Source organism: Parasutterella secunda (genome assembly GCF_024733725.1).
GTDB classification, from domain to species: Bacteria; Pseudomonadota; Gammaproteobacteria; order Burkholderiales; family Burkholderiaceae_F; genus Aphodousia; species Aphodousia faecalis.
The window spans coordinates 112,046-138,693 of record NZ_JANRHP010000001.1 but is presented as its reverse complement, the minus strand read 5'-3'; the positions used below and the strand labels follow the sequence as shown (position 1 = coordinate 138,693).

Here is a 26,648-nt window from a genome sequence, read left to right as displayed (position 1 = left end):
GATGCCTCAAGTACCGGAAAATTTCCGTTGCGGCTACATTGCCGTTGTGGGCCGCCCGAATGTTGGCAAAAGCACGCTTATCAATACCATCATCGGCGAGAAGGTGAGTATTACGTCCAAAAAGCCACAAACAACGCGCAACCGTGTTTTGGGCGTCGTGACGAATGAGCGGGCACAGTTCGTTTTTGTGGATACGCCGGGCTTTCAGACCAAGTACGGCAATGCCCTTATTCGCGGTATGAATCGCTCTGTCAGAAGCACCTTGGGTGAAACCGATGCCGTGGTGCTTGTGATTGAAAGCGGCGGCTGGAAACCAGCGGATGAGAAGGTCTTGGAACTGATTAATCCTGAAGCTAAAAACGTCATTTTGGCTATCAATAAAGTGGATTTGATGAAGGAGCGCGATGCGCTCTTACCTTTGATGGCCCAATCAATGCAAAAGTTCCCCTTTGCTGCGATTGTTCCAGTTTGTGCTGAAAAAGGAAAACAGGTTTCTGAACTAATGGCAGAGATTGAAAAGCTTTTGCCTGAAAATCCGCCTTTCTTTGATCCGGATATTTATACCGATAAATCACCGCGCTTTTTAGCCGCGGAAATCATTCGTGAGAAAGCCTTCCGACTTTTAGGCGATGAGTTGCCTTATGGAATCGCGGTAACGATTGATAAGTGGGTTGAAGACGACAAGCGGGCAGAAATTATTGCAACGCTTATCGTTGAGCGCGAAGCTCATAAGGGAATTGTGATCGGAGCGCAGGGTGAAAAATTGCGTGAGATCTCGCGCCTGGCTCGCGCGGATATCGGTGATATGCTCGGTAAAAACGTTTACCTTGAAGTCTGGGTCCGCGTGAGAAAGGGTTGGAATGATGATGCCCGGGCACTTAAGAGCTTGGGATACGAGTAATGTCTGAAGTACCATCCAAGGAAAACAAAGAGCGCCGCGTCAACAGTGATGACGCGGCCTTTGTGCTTCAGAGCTGGAATTGGAAGGAGACAAGCCTACTTGTCGAATTTTTCACTTTGCATCATGGCAAAGTGGTGGCCGTTGCTCGCGGGGCCAAACGACCGGGCAGTCACTTCCGAGGGCTTCTTACCCCCTTTTCCCCGTTGAAAATTGGCTTTTCCGGGCAAAATGAAGTCAAAAATCTGCTAAGGGCCCAGTGGTTGGGTGGCTTTTTTCCGATTGAGGGCGATGCCCTTTTCTCAGCTTTTTATGTCAATGAGCTACTTGTGAGACTTTTGGCCAGAGAAGATGAGATGAGCGAATTATTCGGCTCTTATGTGCGAGTCTTGGAAAAGTTGGCCGATGCCGATTGCAATCATGAAGTCGCTCTCAGAACTTTTGAGTTGGAACTGATGGAGAGTTTAGGCTACGGTCTACCCGTAACCGGCGAGCCTTGGTATTGGGACGGAGAGGAATTAAAGCCTTGGAATGAAGAAGTGATTGAAACGAATCGTCATCTTGTCATCCCCTCTGAGATGATTCGCAAACTTCATGACCGGGACTTTCGTTCCAAGGAAACACTAACTTTTGCCAAACAACTCATGAGACGGATGATTACCCATTACGCGGGTGATAAGCCCCTTAATACCCGTCGGATATTTGAAGAATTAAAAAGGCTCTAAAGGAAATAACGTGATTAGAGGAATCGGTTGTGATGTGGTAGAAGTAAGCCGTGTGGCCGATGTGTTAAGTAAGCACGGTGAGCGCTTTGTTGAGCGGCTTCTTACCGAAAATGAACGTCCGCTATACAGAAAACGTAAAGCGCTCAGTGACTCGCATGCCTTGGCTTTTGTTGCTTCCCGTTGGGCAGTAAAGGAAGCGGTTTCAAAGGCGCTCGGAACCGGTATTGCCGAAGATGTGACCTTTCAGTCCATGGAAGTCATGCATAACGCTAAGGGGGCGCCTCTTATGCTCTTTAAGGATCCGCTTAAGGAGCGTTTGATGCAGGAAGGCCTTTTTGTTCACGTTTCAATTACCGATGAAAAAAGTGTCGTGGCAGCTTTTGCCGTGGCTGAGCAGAGATCTTAGAGGAGTTCGTGATGGGACCGCTTGTATTGGATATCGAAGGAACAGCACTTACAAAAGATGATGTTCGAAGGATTGCAGATCCTTTGGTCGGAATGGTGATTTTGTTTACAAGAAACTACCGAGATCGTGATCAGCTCACAGAACTCTGCTCGGCTATTCATGCGGTAAAGCCTGGGTTGCTGATTGCCGTTGATCATGAAGGCGGGCGTGTGCAGCGCTTCCAAGAGGGGTTTACCAAAATTCCTGCCATGGCGAAATTGGGCGAAAAGTGGATTGATGAACCGGAAAACACGTTGTTGTCAGCGATGGCCTGCGGTTATGTGATGGCTGCAGAACTTCGTGCCTGCGGAGTGGATTTCACCTTTGCTCCTTGCTTGGATATTAATTTTGGTCGTTCACAGATTATCGGTGAACGCGCCTTTTCAAATAATCCCAATGTTGTGACGCAATTGGCTCTGGCAGTTATTCAAGGCTTGCGTTTAGCCGGTATGAGCAATTGCGGTAAACATTTCCCGGGTCACGGTTGGGTGATTGCAGACAGTCACCTGGAATTGCCCGTTGATGACCGACCGTATGACCGACTACTTTTTGCTGATCTTAAGCCTTATCGGTGGATGGGACAGGCATTGGACTCTGTGATGGCAGCTCACGTGCTCTATCCGAAGGTTGATTCAAACCCTGCCGGTTTTTCTGAACATTGGCTCAAAAAGGTTTTAAGGGAAGAGTTGCACTTTACCGGTGTGGTCTTTTCTGATGATCTTTCCATGAAAGGAGCTGTGGGCGTGGGTGACGTAACGCAAAGAGCCCAGGCGGCGCTTCAAGCTGGCTGTGACATGCTGATTCAATGCAATGACTTTGAAGCCTCTGATCAGCTCTTGGGCTCGCTTAAGTTTGAAGACACGGCAGAAAGAGCGGAAAGAGTTAAGCGATTGTCTCCGAAGGGGGAGGCTCCTACTTGGAAAGAACTCGTAGAAACGTCTTTATATAAACGCTCAAAGGACCTGATTCCTGCGGTGTAATAGAGGTGCAGGGTTGTCTAAAAGAAAAAATTTTCAAAAAAGTGACAAAAAGACTTGCATTTCGAAAAAGGTTCATTAAAATACTCAACCTGTCGCGGGAATAGCTCAGTTGGTAGAGCGCAACCTTGCCAAGGTTGAGGTCGCGAGTTCGAGACTCGTTTCCCGCTCCAAGTTTCTTAAAGTAGCCTAGGTTGATGCCTAGGCTATTTTGCTATTTGGAATCGATTTTGCCAAAGAGGAATGGCTTGATTGTAAAAATCAGTCGGATTCTTGGCTGAAATCGGTGCAAAGCCAAGATGATGCCAGGCATGGTTGAGTTCTTCTAATAGATTTTCGCTAAGGGGCCGCGCTCCACCTTGTTTACTGAGTTTTTCGTGACGATCATTCAGAACCAAAGGAATGTGCATATATGTTGGCTCTTCCCAGCCCAAAGCGCGGTAAATCGCTAATTGACGCGGAGTATTGTCAATGAGATCAGCTCCGCGCACGATATCGGTGACACCGCTGTCGTGGTCATCAATAACAACGGCTAATTGGTAAGCAAATAAACCGTCAGCTCTTTTTACCACAAAGTCGCCCACCGCTTTTTCAACATTTTGACTGTAGTGGCCGCTCCAGCGATCGGTAAAGGTGATGGGGGTGTCATTGGTTAAAAATCGCCATGAGCGAATCGCTCCGTGAGGGCCTTGGCGACAGGTTCCCGGATAGTGATTAAGGGGGGCGCCTAAACGCACGTTCTCTTTTTCAATCGTGTGACGGGTACAGGAGCAGCCATAGACTTTTTTCTGAGCAATCAGCTGATCAATGACTTCCAAATAGCGATCAGTTCTTTGACTTTGCCACAGAATGGGGCCGTCGCTTTTCATTTCAAGTCGATCGAGGACTGACAAAATGCCCTCTGCCCATTCTTTTTTGCAACGTGTTTGATCAACGTCTTCAATACGGATGAGCCATTTTCCATAATGGGCTTTAGCGTCAATGAAACTTGCGAGAGCCGCAACAAGGCTGCCCGCATGCAATAAGCCGGTAGGGGAAGGCGCAAAGCGTCCGATATAGTTTTCAGTCATAGAAGCCGAATTTTAAAGCAAAACAAAACCCCGATCATTTCTGACCGGGGTTAATCGAAGCTACTCGAAACTCTTAGAGAGTTTCAACCGTCGATCTTAGTACTTGTCGAAGTATTCTTGAATCTTCTTCGGATCGCTGGTCTTCGTCAAAGCCAATTGCAACAACACGCGAGCCTTTTGCGGGTTGAGGTATTGACCGGCAACGAAACCGTACTTAGCGTCGTTGATTTCAGCATCCTTCGTGGCAGAGCCTGTCGGGACACGAGAAGAACGAACGACGACTACGCCGTCCTTAGCAGCCTTTTCAAGGATCGGGAACAAGTTCTTGTGGATGTTACCGTTACCGACACCAGCGGTCACGATACCCTTGTAGCCGGCCTTCAACAAAGCTTGAAGCGGTTCAGCAGGAACGTTGGAGTAGTTGTAAACGATACCAACCTTCGGCAAAGACGTCAGCTTGGAAACGTCAAACGGGGTCTTCGTGGTATGGGGCGTTGCGGGCGTATTGCCGAAATGCACCTTGGAGTTGAAGACATAGCCCATCGTACCGAAGTTAGCGCCCTGGAAGGTTTCCACAGCGGTCGTGTTGGTCTTGATCACGTCGCGAGCACCGATGATCTTGTCGTCCATGGCAACCATGGCACCGCGGTTAGCGGCTTCCTTGGAAGCGGCAACCACAACGGCGTTGTACAAGTTCTTCGGACCGTCAGCAGACAAACCGGTGGAGGGCAACATGGCGCCGACGAAAACGATCGGCTTCGTGCACTTGGCAGTCAAGTGAACAAAATAGGCCGTTTCTTCCATCGTGTCCGTACCGTGCGTGACAACGAAACCATCAACCTTGTTGCAGTCTTCATTGATCGTCTTCACGAGCTTGAGCCACACATCATCGGTCATATCTTGAGAACCGATTTGAACGACTTGCTTCGGAATGACATTTGCCACTTCAGCCAAAGCGGGGACTGCAGCGACCAAATGGTTCACGGAGACTTTACCGGCGGTATAAGCCGTACCCGTGGCCGATTGGCCGGCACCAGCGATCGTACCGCCCGTAGCCAAAACTTCAACGTTCGGCAAAGCCATGGCGGTGGCGCTGGCAGCCACTAAGGCAGTGGCCAACAAAGTATGTTTCAATTGCATATACAACTCCTCATATGTAAAACGATTGCTTCCCATGTGTCCTTACAGACAACACACAAGCAGGGGGAGCATTTGCTCTCAGCCTTCTATCATAGGTGAAATTGACTAGATGGGCGCATATTTTTTAATCAGCTTTTGCCATTACACAATATTTTGTTATTTTTTAATAGATAACCTCTTAACTAGTTGATTTTAAAAGAGACTTTTGGTTTGATAAATTTAGAATCTTCTAATTTATTGATTATTTTGGAAATTTTATCCTTTAGTAGTATTATCCCCATATTGATTTTTTCAAATTATTGATTAAAATACACCCCCTCAAGTGCGCCGGTAGCTCAGTTGGATAGAGTACCTGGCTACGAACCAGGGGGTCGCGGGTTCGAATCCTACCCGGCGCACCAAGTTTTCTGCAGGGAACCTTCGGGTTCCTTTTTTGTTGCCTTTTTTCCTTCCTCCTAGTCTATTTTCTATGACATTCATAGAATGTTGATTTATTGTCAAGAAAAAAATATCTAAACCCTTTACTATTGGTTCAGGAACAAAAAGTCCTCTTTTCATTAAGGAGAAAGAAATGGATTTAAAAGGCACCAAGACCGAAAAGAATTTGATGGAAGCTTTTGCCGGTGAATCTCAAGCCCGCAATAAGTACACGTACTACGCAAGCCAAGCTAAGAAAGACGGCTATGTTCAAATCGCTCAGATTTTTGAAGAAACCGCTAAGAACGAACAAGAACACGCCAAGCTTTGGTTTAAGCTCTTGCACGGTGGTGCAGTCCCCACAACAGAAGTGAACCTTCAAGATGCCGCTAACGGTGAAAACTTCGAATGGACCGATATGTATGACCGTATGGCCCGCGAAGCTCGTGAAGAAGGTTTCGAAGAAATCGCCTTCTTGTTTGAAGGGGTCGGTGCCATCGAAAAAGAACACGAAGCTCGCTATTTGAAGCTTCTTGAACGTGTTAAGGGTGGTATGGTCTTCTCGTCTGAAGGCGATACGATGTGGCAATGCTCTAACTGCGGTCACATTGTGATCGGCAAGCAAGCACCTGAAGTTTGCCCGGTCTGCGCTCACGCTAAAGCTTACTTCCAACGTAAGGCTGAAAACTACTAATCTCTGGCTTATAGCCCAATGAGAAAACCCGCTGTTTATGGTTTTGTACCAACAGCGGGTTTAATTTTGAAAAGACAAAGTTCTATTACTTTTGAGCGCAGCAGTATGTCGGCATTGACGCATCAAAGCCGATGTCTTCAATGGCTTCTTTAACCTTTTCGATCTCCACACCCATTTCTTCCCAAGTGACTTCTCCTTTTTCAAGGCTCACTTGAACGCCTTTGGCGCCGGGCAGGGCACTGACCGCTTCTGTGACGGCTTTTACACAGTTTTGGCAATGCATCCCATCAACTTTTAACTTGTTCATCATTCGACTCCTTTAGAAGTGTTACCATAATGAGAGATGTTCTCATTATAGGGTCTATTGATATCTTGCACCCTATAGTAGCTATAGGGTATAGAGTGTGACCATCTGATTTGGAGAAATTATGTCTAAGATCAAATTTGAATTGGCGATAACGGGTATGCACTGTGCTGCCTGCTCGTCAAGAATCGAACGGGTGGTCTCAAAAATGGCAGAAGTTGACTCGGTGAGTGTCAGTTTGCCGACTAACCGCGCGCAAGTCGTTTTAAAGGATGGTATCGGTAAAACTGAAGGAGTAAAGGCCGTTATTGCCAGAATTGAAAAAATTAATTTTGGAGCCAAGCTCACTGAAGGGGAGGACTTGGTTCAAGAATGGCAAAAAGAAAATGAGCTATCTGCTCAGAGTCTGCGTAATCAGTTCAAATCTCTTCCCCCGATGATTATCTTGGCACTTTTGCTCTTGTATGTCTCGATGGGCCACATGATCGGTTTGCCTTTGCCGACTTTTTTGACTCCTGAAGTTTCTCCCATCGCTTTTGCCATTATTCAGCTCCTATTGGTTATGCCCATTATGTATTTGGGCAAGCATTTCTATAAAGATGGTTTCAGTAATCTCATCCAAGGTGCCCCCAATATGGATAGCTTAGTTGCGGTGGGCACCGGTGCTGCTTTTGTTTACTCGTTGTTTTCTTTCATCATGATTTTGGTCGGAGACTCGACCTATGCGATGAACCTTTACTTTGAGTCGTGCGGCGTGCTCATTGCCATGATTTCAATCGGTCAATACATGGAGGCCAAGTCAAAGCGTAAAGCGGGTGACGCGATCGGTTCTTTGATGAAGCTTGTTCCACAGACGGCAAGAAAGTACGAAAACGGAGACTCCAGAGTCGTCAAACTCTCTGAACTTGAAATTGGTGACAAAGTATTGGTTCAACCCGGAGAAAGAATCCCAGTTGATGGCGTTGTCATTGAAGGCACAAGTGAGGTTGATCAATCGCTTCTCACAGGAGAATCTATCCCTGTTGCGGTGAAAGAGAAGTCTGAAGTTATTGCTGGCAGTCTTAATGGAACGCATCCACTCGTAATCGAAATCACCCATTTGGGTAATGATACGACGTTGGCTCAAATTATTCGATTAGTTAGAAGCGCGCAAAGTTCAAAAGCGCCTGTTGCCGCCTTAGCCGATCGGGTCAGTTTTTATTTTGTCCCCACAGTCATGGTTTTATCGGTGCTGACTTTTTGCGCCTGGGCAATTTTTTCTGATGAACCGATCTCGCTTGCGATCAAAGCCATGATATCGGTATTGGTGATTGCTTGCCCCTGTGCCATGGGCCTTGCGACTCCGACCTCAATTATGGTTGCCACAGCCAGAGGCGCTCAATTAGGTGTGCTGATTAAAAATGCTGTCGCATTAGAGTTGGCCGGAAAAGTCGATGTCATTGCTTTTGATAAAACAGGAACACTTACCTTAGGGCAACCGAAGGTCGTGGATACGATTACGTTTGATGGGTACGAGAAAGAACAGGTTTTAGCGTTGGCAGCCAATTTAGAAGCCAGATCTGAACATCCTATTGCCAAGGCCATAATGGCTGCCAATCATTCGGACATCATGGCGATTCAGCCTGTGGTCCTGCCGGGTTTAGGCTTGACAGGAAACATTAATGGGAAAAACGTTGCGTTGGGTAATGCCAGTTTGATGCTTCAGCAATCCGTTGATATCACGGTGGCAAAAGAGGCGTTGGCACGTATGAGCTCGCTTGCGAGGACACCGCTGCTTTTGTCCGTTGATGGAAAACTTGCTGCTGTAATCGGTGTGGCTGACACCGTGAGACCAGAATCAAACAAAGTTCTTAAGGCTTTGAGACAGTTAGGTGTTCGGACATTGATGATTAGCGGCGACAATAAAAGGACTGCTCGCAAAATCGCCGATGAATTGGGAATTGATGAGGTCTATGGTGAGGCTCTTCCTCAGGATAAGGCGAGGATTATCCGTGAATTACAGGATAAGGGGCTTAAAGTGGCGATGGTCGGAGACGGTTTAAATGATGCCCCTGCATTGGCTCAAGCTGATGTCGGTTTTGCTGTAGCCGATGGGGTAGATGTAAGTGCTCAGGCGGGTGATGTCATTTTGATGCGCCATGGATTGCAATCGGTGCTGACAGCTTTGCGCCTATCAAAGGCGGCTTTGAGAAATATTTATCAGAATTTAGGCTGGGCCTTTGGGTACAACATCCTTGGAATCCCGGTGGCGATGGGGGTACTTCACGCATTGTGGGGTGGCCCGATGCTCTCGCCGATGATTGGCGGTACAGCAATGGCACTTTCTTCAACGTCAGTCGTTTTAAATGCTCTGAGGTTGCGTTTTTTCCGCTAGTCAGTGCAGCAAAGGCTCAATGAATCGGTAGATGAAATAACAAGTAACACCGATAGCTAAGGCTCTGAGCAAAAGCATCATCATGGCCAGCATTCGGCCGATGCCTTCTGCAAAAGACATCGGCTCTTTTGTTTCGGGTTCTTTTTTATCGTTCTTTTCGGTCATGAGTGTTTAATTGAAGGACTGCGGGTAGCGTGCCAACAAATAAGTGAACCTGTCACGACCAATGCTACACCTTGCCAGAAGGCTGCTGTCAATTCGGCACCAATCCAAACGGAAGCGAAAAGGCAGGAAAGGACCGGCGTGAAATACGATGCGATGGCTAAAACAGTGATGTTGCCGTAACTCATCCCATGAGTCCAAGAGGCATAGGCAACTCCCATCGCTAATCCTCCCAAAATGACGCTTAAGATACCGAACCCGGTGATGACCGGACTGCCGCCAACGCCCATCGCCCAGAATGCACCGAAGATAATAATGTCAAAAATAAAAATCACGGTACTCATGTTTTCTCCCTTTGACCAGGCGCGAGTCATGGAAGAAAAACCGGCCCATGTTACGGCAGCCATTAGGGCGAGAAAATAGCTGATAGGGTTGATTTTGATGTGTTCGATAAAGGCGTCAACAGCGATATGACCGTTGCCTAAAATCCAGTAAATGCCGCAAAAGCTCAAAAGCGCCCCCGGTGCAATCCACCATCGGGCTTTTTGTCCGTTAAAAAGGATAGCAAACACGATGGTGAGCGTTGGCCAAAGGTAATTGACCATGCCAACTTCCATCGTTTGTGTGCCGCCGTTGGAAAAATAAAGCGATAAGCAAAAAGTGATGCTTGAGAGGTTAGCGGTTGCTAAGCCAATTGTTTTGTATTGCCAAGGAATACGGTCAAATTTGGGGAAACCGATGAGAAAGAATAGGGCAGTGGCGGCCACAATATATAACAGGCACTGACCTTGAGCAATGCCGAAATTTTCTGCGATGGTTCTTACAAGTGATACGCTTGCTCCCCACATGAATGGGGCAATAAGGCCGATGAGAGTCGCGCCGGTAACGGATTTAGGGCTGATCATTTTAACCTCAGTTTTTCATTCAGCTCTTTTGTGCAAATGCTAAGGTGAGGCCATCTTATACTTTGCTAAGAGGGGATTCAAGCGAAAAATGAAGAGAAGTAAGCAGCAGATAGCAAAAATCCCAAACTACCGAAGTCTGGGATCTGTACAACTGGCGGAAGGGGAGGGATTCGAACCCTCGGTACGGATAACCGTACGCCGCCTTTCCAGGGCGGTACATTCAACCACTCTGCCACCCTTCCGTGGTGATGTGTCGTAAGCCCGAAATTATACTGTGACTTCTGTAAATTTCAAGCCCCGACACTAAAAAATTTTTAAGCTTTGCAACGTTCAATAAATTTCTTCAATTCACTCGGCGTCTGAACTTCTACAATACGGTCCACTTCTGTTCCGTTTTTGTAGAAGATCATTGTCGGAATATGACCGACACCGTATTGGCCGCGAAGCTGTTCTCGCAGTTCTCCATCACGATCACCGACATCAACATGAGTGAAATAGACATCAGTGAATTCTTCAGAGAATTTTTTATAAAAAGGTGCTGCACGCCGGCAATCAATACACCAAGGGGCTCCGAAATTCACAATACAGAAATCGTGAGATTGGATGATTTCTTGGACTTGATCATGAGTGATTTCGTTGACCATTTTTCTCTCCATTCAAATAACAGGACAATATTAATGATTTTCTCATCTAAGGGGGCATCTGAATGTTATTTCTCTTGTTTCAAAACGCAATTTTCTATACAATAGCGCTCTCACCTCTTGGAAGGGTGGCAGAGTGGTTGAATGCAGCAGTCTTGAAAACTGCCGACGCGCAAGCGTTCGTGGGTTCGAATCCCACCCCTTCCGCCAATCACATCGAACCAAACGTTTTTGCGTTTGGCTTTTTTTTATCTTTTTTTATTTCTTCTCGGTAATACTCCTTAGTATTTCTATAGAGTTGCCAAAAAGTCAAGTAAGTTTTGTTTTATTTGCCTTTATTTCCTTATTTCTAATTCTGATAATCCCTAATGCTGGCTTTTAATTGAAATGTTCTTATTAGAAGAAATTAAATTAATCAATTAATTTGGTCATTTGTTGAAAATTCATCAAATTAAATACCTCAGAGGTTAAATAAATGGCACGTATGGATGTCTCCACTAAGCGTTGGATCATTTTGATTCTGATTTGTTGTATCAACTTGTGTGCGGGTTCGATTTATGCATGGAGTGTTCTTTCTGCGGCAGCGGCTCAGGAGCTCACTGTCATCACAGGTCATTTGATTTCCGCAGCTGATTTAGCGATAGCTTTTGGTGTGGCCAACAGTGTCGGTCCTATCCCTATGATTCTGGGCGGAGCTTTTAATGATCGTTATGGACCTCGATTGGTCATCATTACCGGCGGACTTTTGATTGGTTTAGGGCTGTGTTTTTGCGGTTGGGCAACGTCGGTGACACAGATTGTTATCGGATACGGCTTGTTATTCGGTTTAGGGCTCGGACTGGCCTACGGGGCAGGAATTAGCACAGCCATCAAATATTTCCCTGATAAGCGGGGATTTGCCGGTGGTTTAGTAACGGCTGTTTATGGATTTAGCTCTGTGATTGTTCCACCGATTGCCCAAGTTTTGACCCAACACTACGGCATTATGAATACGTTTGTCATATTAGGGACGGTTTTTGCCTTAGTGATTATGTTCTGCGGTTACTTTTGTGAACGTTGCCCAGAGGATTTCAATCCGCTCAAAAAACATGGTGATGAGAAAACGTGTATTGCTGTAACCGGGTTGACGTGGCGACAGATGTTGGCCAGCCCGATTTTCTGGCCGATGATTGCATTATTAATGTGCGGGGCCGTCAGTGCGATGATGATTTTGTCGCAAGCAGCCAGTATTGCTCAAAACGAAATCGGCATGAATGCGACAAGCGCGGCGGCAGCTGTCTCAACCATCGCTTTTTTCAATATGGCTGGACGCTTGGTTGCCGGAACTTTGTCCGACAAATTGGGGCGAATCGGCGTGTTAATGTTTGGACTTATTTTTGCTGCACTGGGTTTAATCGTTTTAATGAACTCGGGACAAGGAGACTACATCTTATTTTATTGCGGCTGTATATTGATTGGCATTTCGTTTGGCACTTTTATGTCCATCTATCCGGGTTTTACCGCTGACCGTTTCGGTGCCAAGCACGCCGGTGTTAACTATGGGATTATGTTTAGCGGCTTTTCCGTCGCTGGTCTTATGGGGCCCATTATCATGCAACAAATGATTGCTAATGGCATGGACTTTGCCGCTTGTTGTCAGGTTGGCATTACCTTTTGCGTTCTAGGTTTCGTCTTTGCTCTGGTCTATAAAAGTATGATTGAACATAAGAAAGTCCAGTAGAGCAATTCTGACGTTTTTTCTGTACCATCAGCTTGTTGACAGGAAACGAGGTTATTCAATGAGTACCCACAAAAAATTTAAAAGTCGATTGTTGATGCTGACAGCCAGCGTCGCCATTGCGACCTCTATTTCTGGTTGTGTCTCCTTTGAGCCTCGTGCAGATCGCGATGTGATGCCCTTAGGACAACAGTCCTTTAATCAGTATGTGCAGGAAACGACTCACTGGATGAGTACCCATAGGCGTTATGTAACCGATCAACATGAAGTCGAACTTTCCCATCAATTGCCGTTTGAAATTAGACCCGCTAAGCCCAACGGTAAAGGCGTGTTGATGATTCATGGGTTTACGGACTCTCCTTACAACTTTGTCGATATTGCCCATTACTTAGCCGATAAAGGCTTTTTGGTGAGAGCTCTTGTCTTACCGGGGCATGGTACGAAGCCAGAAGACATGCTTGAGGTAACTTTTGATGACTGGAATCGCTTAATTGATGAGCAAACCCGCATCATGAGCCGAGATGTCAAGGAGGTTTATCTGGCAGGCTTTTCAACCGGTGCCAACTTAGCCATTCATGAGGCTTACGAAAACCCCAATGTTGATGGCTTGGTACTGATTTCTCCGGCTTTAAGCGTCAGAACGAATTTGGTTAATTTTGTTCCCTTCGTCAGTCTCTTTATTGATTGGCTGAAGACTCCCGAAGAAGCCGCTGGTGGTGTGACTCCATTTCGTTATCGTACAGTCCCGATGCAGGCTTTAAATACTTTTAAAGCGTCTATGGACTCGGCCATGGGCCGTGTTTCAGGCTATCCCTACGATAAACCGGTTTTGGTTTTCATGGCCCAAAACGATAGCATCGTTAATACACAGGAACTGTTGCCGTTGATGCAAAAACAGTTCACGAACTCTCGTTCTCAGTTTGTTTGGTACGGTGATAATTTGCCCGATGGAACGATTGCGAGCGACAAGCGCTTAACGGTATTAACAGACTTTTTACCTAAATATAAAATCAGAAGTTTTTCTCACCTGGGACTGGTTTATTCTCCAAAGAACCCGTACTACGGGATTAACGGCAAGGAGCGCTTCTGCCTGCGGGGCCAGGACGAAAAGTTGCTTCAATACTGTCACGAAGGCAAATATGTTTGGTATGGTTCATGGACTGAAAACCGTGATGCTCATCCTTATGCTCGCCTGACTTTTAATCCATATTTTGACCAACAGGTTCAGATGATTGTTGAAACATTCGGAACATCTGATCGATAACTTCAAATCCTGAAGTTAAGATCGTTATACTAGGGCTCATTGTTAACAGTGAGCCTTTTTAACATGCAAGCCATTATTCAGTCAATGTCACAATCTCCCCTCGGTTTTTGGGGGTGTGTTTTCGCCATATTGAGTGTTTTTCTCTTGGTTCTTCTATGGATCTCCCTTTCGGGAAAAAAACAGGATAAAGAAATATTGGAAGTGATTGCCAAGAGACTTGAAGAAAATAGTGAAGAAGATCAGCTCAGGATACTTCAATCCGTCAATGACTCGATTCAGAAATCAAATGCCCAGCTTCGTATGGAAGTAAACGATTCACTAAGTCGGCTTACGCAAACACAAAACCAAAATATGGTTGGCTTCACTGACCTCATTCAAAAGATGAATCAGGGTAACGCATCGGTTCAGCTGCAAGCCAGGGAGGCATTAAAAACGCAGGTTAGCCAGTTGTCTTCAGGAATTAATCAAGAACTGTCGGCCATTCGGGATACATTAAATCGACAGCTTCAAACCTTGCAGAACAACAATGATTCTAAATTGGAGATGATGCGTCAAACCGTTGAAACAAAACTGCAAACGACATTGGAATCAAGGTTGTCCGAGAGTTTTAAACAAGTGGCGGCCCATCTGAAAGACGTGGAGACTGGTTTAGGAGAAATGCGTTCCATAGCCGGACAGGTAGGTGAACTCAAACGAGTTCTCACAAATGTTAAAACTCGAGGAACCTTCGGAGAAGTCCAACTGGGTGCAATTCTTGCCAATGTTATTCCGAATCATTACGAAGAGAACGTCGTGACACGTCCCAAGAGCAATGATCGGGTGGAGTTCGCGATAAAAATGCCTGGAGCTAATGACGGGGAATTTGTATGGCTGCCGATTGACTCCAAATTTCCGATTGAGGACTATCAGAAAATCGAAGATGCACGTGAAATTGGTGATGCGGAGGCTGCTGAAAAGCATGCTAAAGCTTTTGAGGCAAGAATTAAGTCAGAAGCTAAAAAAATCCACGATAAATACGTTGAAGTTCCCTTTACAACGGAATTTGCTCTGATGTTTTTACCCAGTGAATCACTTTATGCAGAATGTCTGAGACGCCCGGGCATGATTGAAGATTTGCAGAATAATTATCGCGTAACAGTTGCCGGTCCTACGGTTTTGAGTGCTTTGCTCAACAGCCTTCAGATGGGATTTAGAACGTTGGCGATTCAAAAGCGAAGCGCCGAAGTCTGGACGGTTTTAGGACAAGTTAAAACCGAATTTATGAAGTTTGCCGATGCCCTCGATACGATGGAAAAGCGAGTCGATGGTGTTAAGAGCGCCATTGCAGGCGTGAGAACCAGAACGAATGTGATGGGGCGCAAATTGCGTGATGTGGAAGAGTTGCCCGGCGATAAAAAAATCGATACAGTATTGCCTTCAAACGAAAGCGAGGACTAAATGTTCAAACGCATAATGCAAATCGGAATCGCTCTGGCCGTCGTTGTGATGGTGGCTTGCGTAGCCGTTCAATTTTTAGGTGCTTTAGCAAAGCTATAGCTCACAGACGAAACGCCGCTTAATGCGGCGTTTCAATTATCAAAGTTCCTTAATTACTTTTTCAAGGCGAGCTGCAATATCAAGCGCCTTTCTGTCTTCAAGCCTTCTGCAGCCTACAGTGATGCCGATCATCGCGTGATTGTGCCGCTGTGCAAGCGGCAAGGCAACATAGGGCGCCCTGGCCACGGCCCACCAAGGGACAAAGCCGACAGCAATGATGGCTTGAGCATTCGTTTCCTTGAGGGTTTCATCAATAGCTCGTGTTGTATTACCGATACCGCGCTGCAAAGCGTTTCGATAAGTCGGATTATTCAAATCGCTCGAAAACTTAAGCGCATCCGTTAGCCGATCCATGCCATAGGGGTGGTGTTGAGCACGCATTTCATACATCTTGACGAGATCTTTGAACGTGCCGGGCGTTTTGCCATTGCCGTATTTTTGCAGATAACGATCAAAATCGCCTTGAATTTCGGTCGATGAAATAACCTTGTAATACGTTTCAACGTCTTTCGTTTGAATTTCAGTGATAACAATATTTTGTTTTTTAGCGGCTTGAATCAATTGAGTGAGAATACTTTTTTCTTCCGCATCAAATGCTCTGTGAGCTGGCACTAAAAGGGCTACGCGAATAAGACTCTTATCTTCACCGAGATCGGTTTGAAAGTCTATTTTTTCCGGGCAATCTTCAGTCGCTACATCATTGGGATCCGTGCCACAAATAGCCTCAAGGAGTTTAGCGGCTTGAGAAACGCTTTGAGCGATGGCTCCTGGTGTGTCCAAGGAGTGCGAGATAGGAATGACACCATCACGGGAAACCAAGCCGACGCTGGGTTTGATTCCGACAACTCCACACGCAATAGCCGGCATCACAATACTGCCGTGAGTTTCTGTACCAATGGCTGCGTGGCAAAAACCGGCAGCAACCGATATGCACGAACCCGAACTTGAGCCGCCCGGTGTAAGAGAAGGATCGATGGGATTGATCCCTTGGCCGCCTAACTCTGAATAGCCAGGTGGCATCTTTGTACTTAGGAAACCGGCCAACTCTGACATTGAAGTTTTGCCGAACGGAAGCCCACCGTGCTCACGAAGCTTTTTAATGCAAAAGGCGTCTTCGGCTTTAAGTTCCTTTAATGCGTAGCTGCCCGCTGTTGCTCGAAGGCCGGAAACATCGATATTGTCTTTGACCAAGATCGGCCACTGGGTATCCAAAGGAGGTTCGCGCCATTGGCTCACGCCGTGGATGATGTGATTGAACTGGCGGATTCGTTCGTTGATTACAGCAGGATTAGGCAACTTGTCGCGATATAAAAACTCCATGGCCAACTCCCAACGTTTAAGTTTCATAGACAGTTTGGCACGAAGAGGAGAGGCTCGCAATAGAGAAAAGACCTAGAGATTTAAATTTTCAGGCTTGATGACGATGCAGCCGAATCGTTTTGCTTTGCCTTTGGCTTTTAGCACCTTTTTGTCTTTAGAAATCAAGTACCGAGCTGAGCATAAACGAGCCAAATTGAAAAACTTATCATCATCGTGATCTTTGCAATAACCTTCAGTTGGCAAGGGCTCATTAATAAGCCAATGCAGCTTAATCCACGCATGAAGTTTTTCTTTAATTTGACTTTCTGTTAGCTTAAATTGAGAGCGGGAAATGACATCGGCAAACTCATAAAGGGTATCGTAATGACCGAGTGCAAGAAGTTGGCCTGAAGCGAGTAACTGTTGGATTGACTCCGCATTTTTATCAGCAAAGAGCAATATGTCTAGGACGACATTGGTGTCCAAAACGCAGCTCGGAACACTTAAAGGGCGCTCGATAAAACGGGCGCCCTCCAAATAATTGATCAGATCAATTTTTTGCGGTGACATTTAAGGAAGTAAATCGGCCACAGCATTAGCCTCAGCCAAAAGTTCATCACGGGTTATATCCAAGCGATGACGAACTTCTTGAGTGATCGGCATATTGCTGATGATCTGATAACGACCTTCGCCGGGACACAGGCAGGGGAAGCCAAAAACCAGACCTTCCGGAATGCCGTAACTGCCGTCAGAGGGAACGGCCATTGTGCAACACTTGCCTTGGCTGCCCAAAATCCAGTCACGCATATGATCTAAAGCGGCGCTTGCGGCAGACGCAGCAGAGGATGCACCGCGAGCTTTGATAATTTGTCCGCCACGGGTTGCTACGTTTTTAATAAATTCTTCTTGCCATTGCGCATCGAATTGATCGGCCAAGCGGTGTCCTTTATAACGCAAGAAACGGATGTCCGGATACATCGTGTTGCTGTGGTTGCCCCAAACAAAAACTTGCTCAACACCGGAAACAGGTGCCTGAAGCTTTTCGGCAACGCGGGCCATTGCGCGGTTTTGGTCCAAACGCATCATGGCTGAGAAGCATTCGCGTTTAAGATCCGGTGCATTGCGCATGGCAATATAAGCATTCGTATTACAGGGGTTGCCGACGACCAAAACGCGCACATCACGAGAGGCTCGTTCGTTTAAGGCTTGGCCCTGGCGTTTGAAAATTTCCCCATTGGCTCGAAGAAGATCGGAGCGGTCCATACCGTCTTTACGAGGCTGCGCGCCGATTAAGAAGACGCATTGAGCACCGTCGAAAAGTTCCTTTTCGTCCGTATGAGCGCTCATTTCAGCTAAAAGCGGAAAGGCACAGTCGGACAGTTCCATCATCGTGCCCTTCAGACGAGCCTGACTTTCAGGCGTATTGCGAGCGAGAAGTCTTAATTCAACGGGTTGTTGATGACCGAAGAGGTCACCGGATGCAATACGAAACAAAATGGAGTAACCGATGGAGCCGCAGGGGCCCGTCACTGCAATACGGATAGGACGCGTCATTTTTTCTTCCTGATAGGCAATACAAACGGGAATATTATAAAAAAATGAGGGCCGATCGTTAAAAATTTGATCGGCCTATCTAATTATTGAGGCTTAGATTATTTATTTCTTTTCAGGCTTTTTGCCGAACCATTTTTCGTAAATCTTGTCGTATTCACCATTTTCTTTGATGGTCTTTAACCCCGTATTGATGATTTTATGCATCTTTTCATTGCCCTTAGCCATGGCAAAACCATTTTGCTTATGGGTATAGAGGTGGGGGACCAAAACGATATCTTTTTCAGCTTTATGAGCGAGATAAAATTCCGTGACGATCTTATCGACTAAGACGGCTTCACAGCCGCCCATTTTCAATTCCATAAAGGCTTCGCCTGTTTGGTCAAAGGCAACGAGCTTTGCATCTTTGATTTCCTTTGCGAGCAAGGCGCCGGTGGAACCGATTTGAGCACATACGCGTTTACCTTCCAGGTCATTCATGTGCTTATATTTATCAACATTTTTGGCATGAACCGCCATAATCAGACCGCCGACATCATAGTAAGGGTCTGAGAAGGTGACTTGTTTTTGACGTTCAGGGGTTATTGTCATGCCGGCTGCCGCCACATCAATCATGTTGCTTTGCAAGGCGGGGATAATGCCTGCAAATTGCATATTTTGAATCTTGGCTTCATTGCCGGTTGCTTTGGCGATGGCTTTGATCAAATCAATATCAAAACCCACAATTTCGTTAGTCTGTGGGTCTTTGTATTCATAGGGTGCGTAGCCCGCATCGGTTCCTACCAAAATAGTGGCAGCGTTAACACTGGTGGCCGCTAAGGCAGTCATGGCAATGGCTGCGAGAAACTTTTTCATCATTTTTCCTTAAATGGTTCAATCGATTTCTCGCAGTTTACGCAAAGCCAGTTTAATCTTTAATCATGTCTAAAAAAACGATCTGAAAACAAAGGTCGACAAAATTAAAATCCAATGCGAGATAGAAAAAGATGCGATAAATCAATAAATTATCCTTCTAAGTAAAAATTATTAGATATAAATAGAAGAAATTAGTGGTTTTAAAATTGAAATTCATGGCGAAAATTTGGGATAGATTAACCCATTTCTTGAATAGATCTATAAATCAAGTAGTTAGTAAATATCACATTATTTTTGTCGACATTATTAACAACAAAATCAACAATCTTTAAATTTGATGAATGTCAAATTAAACAAATCTATTTCATGATTTTCAAAAAGTGTTTTTGGTGAGCATCTGTTCAAATTAAAGAAAATCCAATTAGTCTTGATTAAAATTTCTGCGATAACGGTAGATAGGTATTTTTATGCGTAAAAAAATTACAGTCGGGTTAGTCATGATGGCCTTGGCGACTTCTGTTTTCGCAGCCGCCAATGAGGATGCGGAATTCGTAACCCCCGAAGAGCTCGGTTGGGAAGCCGGTGTTGTAGCACCTAGTCCTCTGGATCCGGATTATGTTGATCCGGAATTTAAAACCCTAGAGGAAGCAGAAAAGGCAAAGGCGATCGGTGAAGCGGAACTCAAGCGCATTCAAAGACTTCGCGAGGGACATACCTATCTTTGTCAGAAAAAGGTCTTTGTCAACGATTGCATAGAACGGGCTGAAAGTGTCCTTTATAAACGTACACGTATTGCCAATCAATTGATTCGTAAGGCAGATCATCAAATTCGGATTTTCAAGTCCAAGGAGCGTCGTTCTCAGGCCGCTCAGGAACCTTCCATGCCGGCACAACGGGGAAGCGTTAAAAGTAACGATGAAAAAATTGCCAAGCAATCGGCTCGTCAGCAACAAGAGCAGGCCAATGTGGCAGCTTATGAGGCAAAACTTAAAGCACAGGATGAACGCATAGCGCAGTTGCAAAAGGAAGCGGCTGAACGAAAGGCCAAGCGTGAAGCACGAAAGGCCGCTTATGAAGCTGAACGTCAAAAACGCGAACAAGCTCAGAAGCTTCAGAAAGAAAACAGTCAAAAAGAGGGCCTCTTTTAGTTCATGGATTCCCGCTTAGAAAAAGCCATTGTCGAAGCGTTTGATGCCAACGGTCCATTGTGTCGCCAAATTGAGGGATTCAAGCGCCGTGACAGCCAATTGCAATTTGCTCAAGCAGTGGGGCAAGCTATTCAAACGCAGGGTGTTGCTGTCGTGGAAGCCGGCACCGGCACAGGGAAAACATTTGCTTATTTAGTGCCCGCGATTCTTTCTCGCTCTAAAACGATTGTCTCCACGGCCAGTAAAACACTTCAGGATCAGTTATTCGAAAAAGATGTCGGTCGAATTTGTTCAGCGCTTGCCGTCGATGCCGATGTGGCTGTGCTTAAAGGCCGGGGAAACTATATCTGCAAAGAACGTTTAGAAAGGCTTGTGGATCGAGGTCTTTTGCCTGAAGCAGACAGTTATAAGCGTTTGAAAAAAATCATTGACTTTGCCAGGCGGGACGCAACCGGTGATAAAAACGATATTCCCGGGATACCGGAAAAAGATCCGCTGTGGCCCTGGGTGACGAGTACAAAAGACAATTGTTTGGGTAAATCAAAGTGTCCGCACTATGACGATTGTTTTGTCAATCGTGCCCGAGCTCGCGCTCATGAAGCCGATATTGTCATTGTCAATCATCATCTCTTCATGGCCGATCTCAGTCTCAAAGATGACACCATGGCCGAGTTATTACCCGACGCCGACTTGGTGATTCTTGATGAAGCGCACAAGCTGCCCGATATTGGAATCGATTATTTTTCAGACATCTTCTCGCTTTGGGAATTACAGGATTTTTCTGAGGAAGGCCGCTTGATCGGAAAAGCTCATGCGGCAGGCGTTGTCCGATGGGATGATGTCTTTCTTGATGTAAAAAAAGCTGCCCTTAATCTTCACCAGATTATTCACCGGGGTCTGGGGGTGGAAATTGATACAGAAATTGAAATCAATTCCATCGAAGGTTTCGCCCAGAGTATTAAAGAGCCTTTTGAAAAACTGATTGAGTCCGTTCTCACCATTGCCAAGACTTTTAAATCTCTTGAAGGCTCAAACGAGGAGTGCGATCTTTTTTCAGACAGAGTTGCTGATCTTTTAAAACGGATGCAGGACTGGCAAGTCACGCTCACGAATCCTTCGGCGGTTAAGACGGTCGGTGGAATCCCCTCCGTACTTTGGCTTCGTTTAACAGAGCAAAATGTCTTTTTCTCCAATACGCCGCTCTCGCTTGCACAACCTTTTGCGAAAGCCCGCGAGAAAATGCATAACGCTTGGATATTAACAAGCGCCACCATTTCAACTCGAAAAGATGACGGCAGTGTTGATTTTTCCTATTTCTTAGGCGAATTGGGTCTTTCAAAAAAAACCCAGACCTACACGTGGGACAGTCCCTTTAATTTTGCCTATCAGGCTCGTTTTTATCTGCCTAAAAATTTACCGGGAGTTTTTGAAGACAATTTTGCGCATGAATTGGTTGAAGCAACCTGGCCTTTATTGCAGAAGACGCAAGGCAGAGCTTTTTTCCTTTGCACGAGTTTCCGTTCAATGGAAGCCATTGCCAATGAATTGCGCTTGAGGATGGGAGCAAACTTCACTTTATGTGTTCAGGGCGAAGCGCCGAAGTCGGAATTGCTCGATCGCTTTAAGTCCATGCCCAATGCGGTGTTGGTGGGTTCAATGAGTTTTTGGGAAGGCGTTGATATGAAGGGTGACGCGCTTCAGCTTGTCGTGATTGATAAGATGCCTTTCGCTCAGTTTGATACCCCGGTGGCTCGAGCAAAGAAAGATTGGTTTGCCGATCAGGGCAAAAATCCTTTCATGAGCTATCAGTTACCGGAAATGATTACGACTTTGCGTCAGGGTGTTGGTCGTCTTATTCGCAGTGAAAATGATTTCGGTGTCATTGTTTTCGGCGATAATCGCCTGCTGCAAAAGCGTTATGGGCGTGTCGTTCTTGAAAGCCTGCCGGCCATGATTCGAACGCAGGAATTTGCTCGGGTTTATTCATTTTTAGATAACCCGGATGAGGCATATTGATGGCTCGTCGTGAACAATATGGATTGACTTGGTGGGGAAAGGAGTGGTTAAAAGCGCTCTTAGCCTGTGACCACGACAATCGCTTGCCCCGTGGCAAGACCTATTGCAATAAGGGAAACGTCCTTCAAGTTGATATTAATCCCGAAACTTTTGCCATTGAAGCCGTTGTTCAGGGCAGCGTTATGGCTTATGAGGTTCGTATCCAGCTTGAACGCTTCAGTTCCGACAAAGTGGAAAAACTCATAGACAGTCTGCGAACTCGAAGCGATCTTGTTGCTAGGCTTCTCGATAATGAACTTCCCAGCCAATTGGCAAGTATTTGCAGTGACTTAGGACTAAAACTTTTTCCTTCTACTAGTCATGATCTTCAATGTTCGTGCAGCTGTCCCGATTCGGCAAGACTTTGTAAACACATCGCCGCGGTTATTTATTGGCTCTCACGAGCCATCGACTCGGATCCATTTTTAATTTTCACCCTTCACGGTGTTCAACTCGTGGAGAAACTCAAGCAGGCCGGACTGAATGCGTCCGAGGCGGTTGAAGATCGAGCGGTAACGCTTCAAGAGGTTGCCTCATTTGTTGATGATTTGGAATTCACACGCAGGCCATCGCCTTTCAATTTACGCAACTTTCCCTTGAAGTCCCTTGAGTATACGGGTGAGAAAATATTTCCCCTTTTGCCGTCGGTTTTCACTTTAGGCAATTCAAAAAATTTTCCTCAAGATCTCATGGAGGCTCTTCGCTTCAATGCCAATAAGTCACGGGCACTTTTAGTGTTCGATAACGAAGACTCACTCTCTTCTCGTTACCAGGCTCAACTTCAAAAAGACTTGCAAAGGTATTTACGGCATCACTACCGTATCGCTCTGGATCGATCCAACGGTCGTGATATACGGTTGGTCGATGAAAAAGGCAGGGGAATTGATAACGATGAAGTTTTGCGGTTAATCAGTACTCTTTTGTCGTTGCCGGAAACTTTATGCAGTCAGACACTTTCTGAGCCCCTGTATGCATTGAGAGTTTTATTTCGTCTGGTTGACCGCATTTATGAATCGGCCGCGCTTATTCCGGTTGTGGTCGTTTCAGGTGACAAAGAGGATTGTTGGCCCCAAATTTATTGGATGCCAGCGGTCCGTTACTCTTATGTGGGATCGGTTTTTGCTGATTTCTTGCAAACTTTCGTATCGTACTTTGATTCGCTTTTCGATTTCGCAGATTTAGAGTGCCGATCCGTTAAGCAAAAGGCCTACTTGGGATTAACCTTTGCGATCACGCTTTGGCATCGAGTTTTATCTTCAGATTTTAAACTCAGTGCGGGTGGTCTGTTTTTTGCTTCGCCTTCGAGCACCGATGTTTATTTTGATTGCAACAGCGCGCTTTCTCACACACTCGCGCAATATCTCAGAGTGCTGAATCTGAGTTTTAATTTCCCATGGCATCCGATTTTTGTACTGACTCGATCAAGAGACAAAACGATCAATCTTCACTACCGCATTAAGGCTAAAGAAGGAAAATCGAAAGCTATTGATTTAAAAACGCTCATGCGCGGCAAAGAGTACGAGCAGGTACGATTTGCGGCCTTTAATGTCCTAACAACCCTCAAAGGGCATTACCCTTTGTTGGGGGAATTGCTCGAAGCAAAAAATAATACAGTTAAGTTAGATCCCGAAACACTAAAAGCGTTTCTTTTTGAGATTGCGCCAAGTCTGACTTTACTGGGAATATCGCTCTCGATGCCGCAGTCGCTCAAAAATCTTCTTAAGCCAAAGATCACGGCTTCGGTTTCAAGCGCAAGCACAGGTAAGAGTTTTTTCTCCAAAGATGCGCTTACAGACTTCAATTACCATTTGGCAATTGGCGAGCATGTTCTGACCGAAGAAGAATTTGCCGACTTGGTGGCTCACGTCGGAGAGGTGGTTGAGTGGGCAGACGAATACATTTATGTCGATCCAGAAGAGATAGAAAAATATCGACAGAAAATTCAAAAAGCTGAGGAGATTTCTCCGCTTGAGAAGTTGCGCGCGGCTCTGATCGGAGAAATCGACGGCGTGCCGGTTTCGCTGGATAAAAATCTTAAAGAGCAAATTAACGCTATTCATCAAGTTCCAACCATAAATCTGCCGAAGCATTTAAGAGCCAAGCTTCGTCCCTACCAAAAGCGCGGCTATGAATGGCTTATGAAGAACATTCATTTAGGTTTAGGGTCCCTGATTGCCGACGATATGGGGCTTGGAAAAACGCTTCAGGTGATTGCTGTTCTTACCGCTCTCAAAGAAGCCGGGCAATTTTCGACTAAAAAAGCGCTTATTGTGGTTCCCACGACACTTTTGACGAATTGGGAGCGAGAGATCAGTAAATTTTCACCCCATTTAAAGGCTGTTATTTACCATGGGGATAAACGTAAGCTTCCTGACCAAGATGACTATGACGTACTTCTGACGACTTACGGCGTTATTCGTCGGGATGTTGAAATTTTGAGGACACTGCCCCTCAGACTTTTAGTTATTGATGAGGCGCAAGCTGTCAAAAATCATTTGACTACGCTGGCACAGTCACTTTCGTTATTAAACGCTCAAAGCGTGATCGCTATGAGTGGGACACCGGTTGAAAACCACTTAAGTGAGTACTGGTCGATTTTTTCGCTTGTGCAGCCCGGTCTATTGGGAACGCAAAAAGATTTCAAACGTACCTTTGCCAAACCGATTGAAAGTGATCGGGATCCGCAGGCCTTAGACGCTTTTAAATCTCTGACAGCGCCTTTTATGCTCAGACGCTTAAAAACTGATAAAGCGATCATCAGTGACTTGCCGGATCGGTTGGTTAATGACCGGTTTGCAACATTGACCGTCGAGCAAGCCGCTCTTTACCAAAAGACACTGACAGAGATGATGCAAAGGCTAATAACCCTTGAATCCAAAGCCAAGGAAGAGGGAATTGATGCTAAAGCAATCAGACGGGCTCTTGTACTAAAGCTCATCACCTCATTAAAACAGATTTGCAATTCACCGTCTCAGTACCTGAAGACAGAAACAGATGTTCCGGATTCCGGTAAAGGCACAATGCTTTTGGATTTATTGAGTCAAAATTTTGAAGTGTCACGCAAAGTTTTGATCTTCACACAGTACCGTGAAATGGGAAAACGGCTGCAAGGTTGGATCGATAACTGCCTTAACGAGAAAGCACTCTTTTTACATGGAGCGGTCAGCGTTAAAGAACGCATGAAAATGGTTGATCGTTTCCAAAATGATCCGACCGCTCGGGTGATGATCCTGTCACTTAAAGCCGGTGGAACGGGGTTGAATTTGACAGCCGCCTCAAGCGTGATTCATTATGATCTGTGGTGGAATCCCGCCGCTGAGTCTCAAGCGACTGACAGAGCCTATCGAATCGGTCAGAAGCGAGATGTTTTAGTCTACCGTTTTGTGACGGCAGGCACCTTTGAGGAAAAGATCAACGAGATGTTGGCGAGTAAAAAGGAACTCGCGGATTTAACCGTTAATGTTGGAGAGAAGTGGATTGGAGATTTGTCCTCGGAAGAACTCGACCGTGTATTAAAGTTGTCTGTCTGATACAACCGGATGAAAAAGCAGAGAAAAATTAAGGGGTGATTAGTCGACTTGACGAATCACCCCTGATAATCAGAAGGTCGGATAAATTAACGTTCGCGATTTTGGTTGAGTTCAATAACGCGGTTGACGTCAGACTCTAAATCCTTAACCCCGAGTTGTTCATAGCAATCACGGATGAGCTTTAAAGCGTCATCGGAATAGGGCGTTTGTTGGAAAGTGCGCACGACATTTTGAGCGCGTTCAATGGCGGCCACGTAGGCGTGACGGTCGTAGTAGAACTTGGCAATGTTGTATTCAGAGTGGGCCTGAGACAGAACCAGTTCGTGCATACGGCGACGAGCTTCGTGAGCGTAGCGAGATTGCGGGAAGCGTTCCACCAATTCCTTAAACGTATCAAAAGCTGTACGAGCGGCATCAGAATCGCGCTCATAAATATCCTGCGTGAGCAGCGCCGTAAAGATCGTGTCACGTTGGTTAAGCGTTGCCAACGCCTTCAGATAGAGTACATAGTCACTATTGGCGTGGTTGGGATATTGACGCAGGAATCGGTCACAGGCTTGGACGCATTGAGCGGCGTCACCGTCACGCCAATAGGCGTAAGCACTTTCAATTTGTGCCTGTTGGGCGTAGCGGCCAAACGGATAACGGCTTTCCAATTTTGTGTAATAATCTTGCGCCCGAGTCCAGTCGCTGTCTTCAGCGGCTGCGCGAGCTTCTTCGTAGAGACGGTCAGCGTCCCAGCCTTGGGTAACGTCGGTTTCGATTTGCGAGCAGCCGGCGCTCATAGCGGCGATTGCGGCGGCCAATGCAAAAGTTGCCGCACGCTTGCGCAATTGATGTAAAGTTAATGCCATTGATGTGACTCTGATAAATGCGGTCAATTGATTCACGGATTATAGCGATCAGACCGCCTTTGGCTCAAGTAAATAATAAGGATATAT

The 26,648-nt window shown here is 45.9% G+C and carries 23 protein-coding genes and 4 tRNA genes; 15 read left to right on the top strand and 12 right to left on the bottom strand.

All coding sequences use genetic code 11. From position 1 onward, the window contains the following. Nucleotide 1 precedes the first annotated feature (1 nt). From era to NW199_RS00645, 5 genes are all read left to right on the top strand, one after another. Nucleotides 2–901, top strand: a complete 900-nt coding sequence (era, locus tag NW199_RS00665) for a GTPase Era (protein ID WP_258333285.1) — start codon at nucleotides 2–4, stop codon at nucleotides 899–901. Continuing rightward, a complete protein-coding gene (recO, locus tag NW199_RS00660; RefSeq protein ID WP_258333284.1) occupies nucleotides 901–1,623 on the top strand; it encodes a DNA repair protein RecO in 723 nt (240 codons plus the stop codon). The genes era and recO overlap by 1 nt, the downstream gene beginning before the upstream one ends. Before the next feature lie 10 nt (nucleotides 1,624–1,633). Next, nucleotides 1,634–2,029 (top strand): holo-ACP synthase, encoded by a 396-nt coding sequence (acpS, locus tag NW199_RS00655; RefSeq protein WP_258333283.1) that lies wholly within the window; start codon nucleotides 1,634–1,636, stop codon nucleotides 2,027–2,029. Nucleotides 2,030–2,040: 11 nt separating this feature from the next. Further along, nucleotides 2,041–3,048 carry a beta-N-acetylhexosaminidase gene (nagZ, locus tag NW199_RS00650; protein ID WP_258333282.1) on the top strand — a complete coding sequence of 336 codons (1,008 nt, stop codon included), beginning with the start codon at nucleotides 2,041–2,043 and terminating at the stop codon, nucleotides 3,046–3,048. A gap of 94 nt (nucleotides 3,049–3,142) precedes the next feature. Then, nucleotides 3,143–3,218 (top strand) — tRNA-Gly (locus NW199_RS00645). Nucleotides 3,219–3,251: 33 nt separating this feature from the next. Here NW199_RS00645 and gluQRS read toward each other — a convergent pair. Both gluQRS and ansB read right to left on the bottom strand, forming a co-directional pair. Continuing rightward, nucleotides 3,252–4,115 (bottom strand): tRNA glutamyl-Q(34) synthetase GluQRS, encoded by an 864-nt coding sequence (gluQRS, locus tag NW199_RS00640; RefSeq protein WP_258333281.1) that lies wholly within the window; start codon nucleotides 4,113–4,115, stop codon nucleotides 3,252–3,254. Nucleotides 4,116–4,211: 96 nt separating this feature from the next. Then, entirely contained in the window at nucleotides 4,212–5,255 is a 1,044-nt protein-coding gene (gene ansB, locus NW199_RS00635; protein WP_249092731.1) for an L-asparaginase 2, read from the bottom strand. 324 nt (nucleotides 5,256–5,579) lie between these two features. On the opposite strand from ansB, the gene NW199_RS00630 reads away from it, so the two are divergent. Both NW199_RS00630 and rbr read left to right on the top strand, forming a co-directional pair. Then, nucleotides 5,580–5,656, top strand: a tRNA-Arg gene (locus NW199_RS00630). Nucleotides 5,657–5,826: 170 nt separating this feature from the next. Continuing rightward, nucleotides 5,827–6,366, top strand: coding sequence for a rubrerythrin (rbr, locus tag NW199_RS00625; protein ID WP_258333280.1), 540 nt, complete (start codon nucleotides 5,827–5,829; stop codon nucleotides 6,364–6,366). Nucleotides 6,367–6,451: 85 nt separating this feature from the next. Here the strand turns inward: rbr and NW199_RS00620 are convergent, their stop codons facing one another. After that, nucleotides 6,452–6,673, bottom strand: coding sequence for a heavy-metal-associated domain-containing protein (locus NW199_RS00620; protein WP_258333279.1), 222 nt, complete (start codon nucleotides 6,671–6,673; stop codon nucleotides 6,452–6,454). A 121-nt stretch (nucleotides 6,674–6,794) separates the two neighbouring features. Between NW199_RS00620 and NW199_RS00615 the strand changes: the two genes are divergently transcribed. After that, nucleotides 6,795–9,044, top strand: a complete 2,250-nt coding sequence (locus tag NW199_RS00615) for a heavy metal translocating P-type ATPase (RefSeq protein WP_258333278.1) — start codon at nucleotides 6,795–6,797, stop codon at nucleotides 9,042–9,044. On the opposite strand, the gene NW199_RS00610 is transcribed toward NW199_RS00615, so the two are convergent. From NW199_RS00610 to NW199_RS00595, 4 genes are all read right to left on the bottom strand, one after another. Further along, nucleotides 9,045–9,209, bottom strand: coding sequence for a hypothetical protein (locus tag NW199_RS00610; protein ID WP_258333277.1), 165 nt, complete (start codon nucleotides 9,207–9,209; stop codon nucleotides 9,045–9,047). It lies immediately after the preceding gene. Further along, a complete protein-coding gene (gene yddG, locus NW199_RS00605) occupies nucleotides 9,206–10,111 on the bottom strand; it encodes an aromatic amino acid DMT transporter YddG (protein ID WP_258333276.1) in 906 nt (301 codons plus the stop codon). Before yddG ends, NW199_RS00610 begins: the two co-directional genes overlap by 4 nt. Before the next feature lie 152 nt (nucleotides 10,112–10,263). After that, nucleotides 10,264–10,353, bottom strand: a tRNA-Ser gene (locus NW199_RS00600). 72 nt (nucleotides 10,354–10,425) lie between these two features. Next, nucleotides 10,426–10,755: a thioredoxin family protein gene (locus NW199_RS00595; RefSeq protein ID WP_258333275.1), complete on the bottom strand. Its 330-nt coding sequence runs from the start codon at nucleotides 10,753–10,755 to the stop codon at nucleotides 10,426–10,428. Between the two features lie 119 nt (nucleotides 10,756–10,874). On the opposite strand from NW199_RS00595, the gene NW199_RS00590 reads away from it, so the two are divergent. From NW199_RS00590 to NW199_RS00575, 4 genes are all read left to right on the top strand, one after another. Next, nucleotides 10,875–10,962, top strand: a tRNA-Ser gene (locus NW199_RS00590). Between the two features lie 265 nt (nucleotides 10,963–11,227). Then, entirely contained in the window at nucleotides 11,228–12,472 is a 1,245-nt protein-coding gene (locus NW199_RS00585; protein WP_258333274.1) for an L-lactate MFS transporter, read from the top strand. Between the two features lie 58 nt (nucleotides 12,473–12,530). After that, nucleotides 12,531–13,733, top strand: coding sequence for an alpha/beta hydrolase (locus tag NW199_RS00580; RefSeq protein ID WP_258333273.1), 1,203 nt, complete (start codon nucleotides 12,531–12,533; stop codon nucleotides 13,731–13,733). A 201-nt stretch (nucleotides 13,734–13,934) separates the two neighbouring features. Continuing rightward, on the top strand, nucleotides 13,935–15,170 hold the full coding sequence (locus NW199_RS00575; protein ID WP_258333272.1) for a DNA recombination protein RmuC: 1,236 nt from the start codon (nucleotides 13,935–13,937) through the stop codon (nucleotides 15,168–15,170). 138 nt (nucleotides 15,171–15,308) lie between these two features. Here the strand turns inward: NW199_RS00575 and NW199_RS00570 are convergent, their stop codons facing one another. The 4 genes from NW199_RS00570 to NW199_RS00555 form a co-directional block, all read right to left on the bottom strand. Then, a complete protein-coding gene (locus NW199_RS00570; RefSeq protein ID WP_258333271.1) occupies nucleotides 15,309–16,589 on the bottom strand; it encodes an amidase family protein in 1,281 nt (426 codons plus the stop codon). A gap of 72 nt (nucleotides 16,590–16,661) precedes the next feature. Next, nucleotides 16,662–17,138 carry a putative toxin-antitoxin system toxin component, PIN family gene (locus NW199_RS00565; RefSeq protein WP_258333270.1) on the bottom strand — a complete coding sequence of 159 codons (477 nt, stop codon included), beginning with the start codon at nucleotides 17,136–17,138 and terminating at the stop codon, nucleotides 16,662–16,664. Beyond that, entirely contained in the window at nucleotides 17,139–18,122 is a 984-nt protein-coding gene (locus tag NW199_RS00560; RefSeq protein ID WP_258333269.1) for a malate dehydrogenase, read from the bottom strand. It lies immediately after the preceding gene. 102 nt (nucleotides 18,123–18,224) lie between these two features. Then, nucleotides 18,225–18,974: a basic amino acid ABC transporter substrate-binding protein gene (locus tag NW199_RS00555; protein ID WP_022473528.1), complete on the bottom strand. Its 750-nt coding sequence runs from the start codon at nucleotides 18,972–18,974 to the stop codon at nucleotides 18,225–18,227. 467 nt (nucleotides 18,975–19,441) lie between these two features. On the opposite strand from NW199_RS00555, the gene NW199_RS00550 reads away from it, so the two are divergent. The 3 genes from NW199_RS00550 to NW199_RS00540 are packed head-to-tail and all read left to right on the top strand — an operon-like array spanning nucleotide 19,442 to nucleotide 25,707. Continuing rightward, nucleotides 19,442–20,122, top strand: a complete 681-nt coding sequence (locus tag NW199_RS00550) for a hypothetical protein (RefSeq protein ID WP_258333268.1) — start codon at nucleotides 19,442–19,444, stop codon at nucleotides 20,120–20,122. 3 nt (nucleotides 20,123–20,125) lie between these two features. Further along, a complete protein-coding gene (yoaA, locus tag NW199_RS00545; protein WP_258333267.1) occupies nucleotides 20,126–22,138 on the top strand; it encodes a DNA repair helicase YoaA in 2,013 nt (670 codons plus the stop codon). Further along, nucleotides 22,138–25,707 carry an SNF2-related protein gene (locus NW199_RS00540; RefSeq protein ID WP_258333266.1) on the top strand — a complete coding sequence of 1,190 codons (3,570 nt, stop codon included), beginning with the start codon at nucleotides 22,138–22,140 and terminating at the stop codon, nucleotides 25,705–25,707. Before yoaA ends, NW199_RS00540 begins: the two co-directional genes overlap by 1 nt. Nucleotides 25,708–25,793: 86 nt before the next feature. Here NW199_RS00540 and NW199_RS00535 read toward each other — a convergent pair whose 3' ends face one another. Further along, entirely contained in the window at nucleotides 25,794–26,561 is a 768-nt protein-coding gene (locus NW199_RS00535) for an outer membrane protein assembly factor BamD (RefSeq protein WP_022473533.1), read from the bottom strand. Nucleotides 26,562–26,648 lie beyond the last annotated feature (87 nt).

Excerpts from the sequence above, each read along its gene's own strand:
- NW199_RS00585 (WP_258333274.1), top strand. The coding sequence starts at position 11,228 with ATGGCACGTATGGATGTCTCCACTAAGCGTTGGATCATTTTGATTCTG.
- gluQRS (WP_258333281.1), bottom strand. The coding sequence starts at position 4,115 with ATGACTGAAAACTATATCGGACGCTTTGCGCCTTCCCCTACCGGCTTA.
- NW199_RS00615 (WP_258333278.1), top strand. The coding sequence starts at position 6,795 with ATGTCTAAGATCAAATTTGAATTGGCGATAACGGGTATGCACTGTGCT.
- NW199_RS00610 (WP_258333277.1), bottom strand. The coding sequence starts at position 9,209 with ATGACCGAAAAGAACGATAAAAAAGAACCCGAAACAAAAGAGCCGATG.
- NW199_RS00570 (WP_258333271.1), bottom strand. The coding sequence starts at position 16,589 with ATGGAGTTTTTATATCGCGACAAGTTGCCTAATCCTGCTGTAATCAAC.
- era (WP_258333285.1), top strand. The coding sequence starts at position 2 with ATGCCTCAAGTACCGGAAAATTTCCGTTGCGGCTACATTGCCGTTGTG.
- NW199_RS00565 (WP_258333270.1), bottom strand. The coding sequence starts at position 17,138 with ATGTCACCGCAAAAAATTGATCTGATCAATTATTTGGAGGGCGCCCGT.
- NW199_RS00540 (WP_258333266.1), top strand. The coding sequence starts at position 22,138 with ATGGCTCGTCGTGAACAATATGGATTGACTTGGTGGGGAAAGGAGTGG.
- NW199_RS00555 (WP_022473528.1), bottom strand. The coding sequence starts at position 18,974 with ATGAAAAAGTTTCTCGCAGCCATTGCCATGACTGCCTTAGCGGCCACC.
- NW199_RS00580 (WP_258333273.1), top strand. The coding sequence starts at position 12,531 with ATGAGTACCCACAAAAAATTTAAAAGTCGATTGTTGATGCTGACAGCC.
- rbr (WP_258333280.1), top strand. The coding sequence starts at position 5,827 with ATGGATTTAAAAGGCACCAAGACCGAAAAGAATTTGATGGAAGCTTTT.
- NW199_RS00595 (WP_258333275.1), bottom strand. The coding sequence starts at position 10,755 with ATGGTCAACGAAATCACTCATGATCAAGTCCAAGAAATCATCCAATCT.
- NW199_RS00550 (WP_258333268.1), top strand. The coding sequence starts at position 19,442 with ATGCGTAAAAAAATTACAGTCGGGTTAGTCATGATGGCCTTGGCGACT.
- yoaA (WP_258333267.1), top strand. The coding sequence starts at position 20,126 with ATGGATTCCCGCTTAGAAAAAGCCATTGTCGAAGCGTTTGATGCCAAC.
- NW199_RS00535 (WP_022473533.1), bottom strand. The coding sequence starts at position 26,561 with ATGGCATTAACTTTACATCAATTGCGCAAGCGTGCGGCAACTTTTGCA.
- ansB (WP_249092731.1), bottom strand. The coding sequence starts at position 5,255 with ATGCAATTGAAACATACTTTGTTGGCCACTGCCTTAGTGGCTGCCAGC.
- NW199_RS00620 (WP_258333279.1), bottom strand. The coding sequence starts at position 6,673 with ATGAACAAGTTAAAAGTTGATGGGATGCATTGCCAAAACTGTGTAAAA.
- recO (WP_258333284.1), top strand. The coding sequence starts at position 901 with ATGTCTGAAGTACCATCCAAGGAAAACAAAGAGCGCCGCGTCAACAGT.
- yddG (WP_258333276.1), bottom strand. The coding sequence starts at position 10,111 with ATGATCAGCCCTAAATCCGTTACCGGCGCGACTCTCATCGGCCTTATT.
- nagZ (WP_258333282.1), top strand. The coding sequence starts at position 2,041 with ATGGGACCGCTTGTATTGGATATCGAAGGAACAGCACTTACAAAAGAT.
- NW199_RS00560 (WP_258333269.1), bottom strand. The coding sequence starts at position 18,122 with ATGACGCGTCCTATCCGTATTGCAGTGACGGGCCCCTGCGGCTCCATC.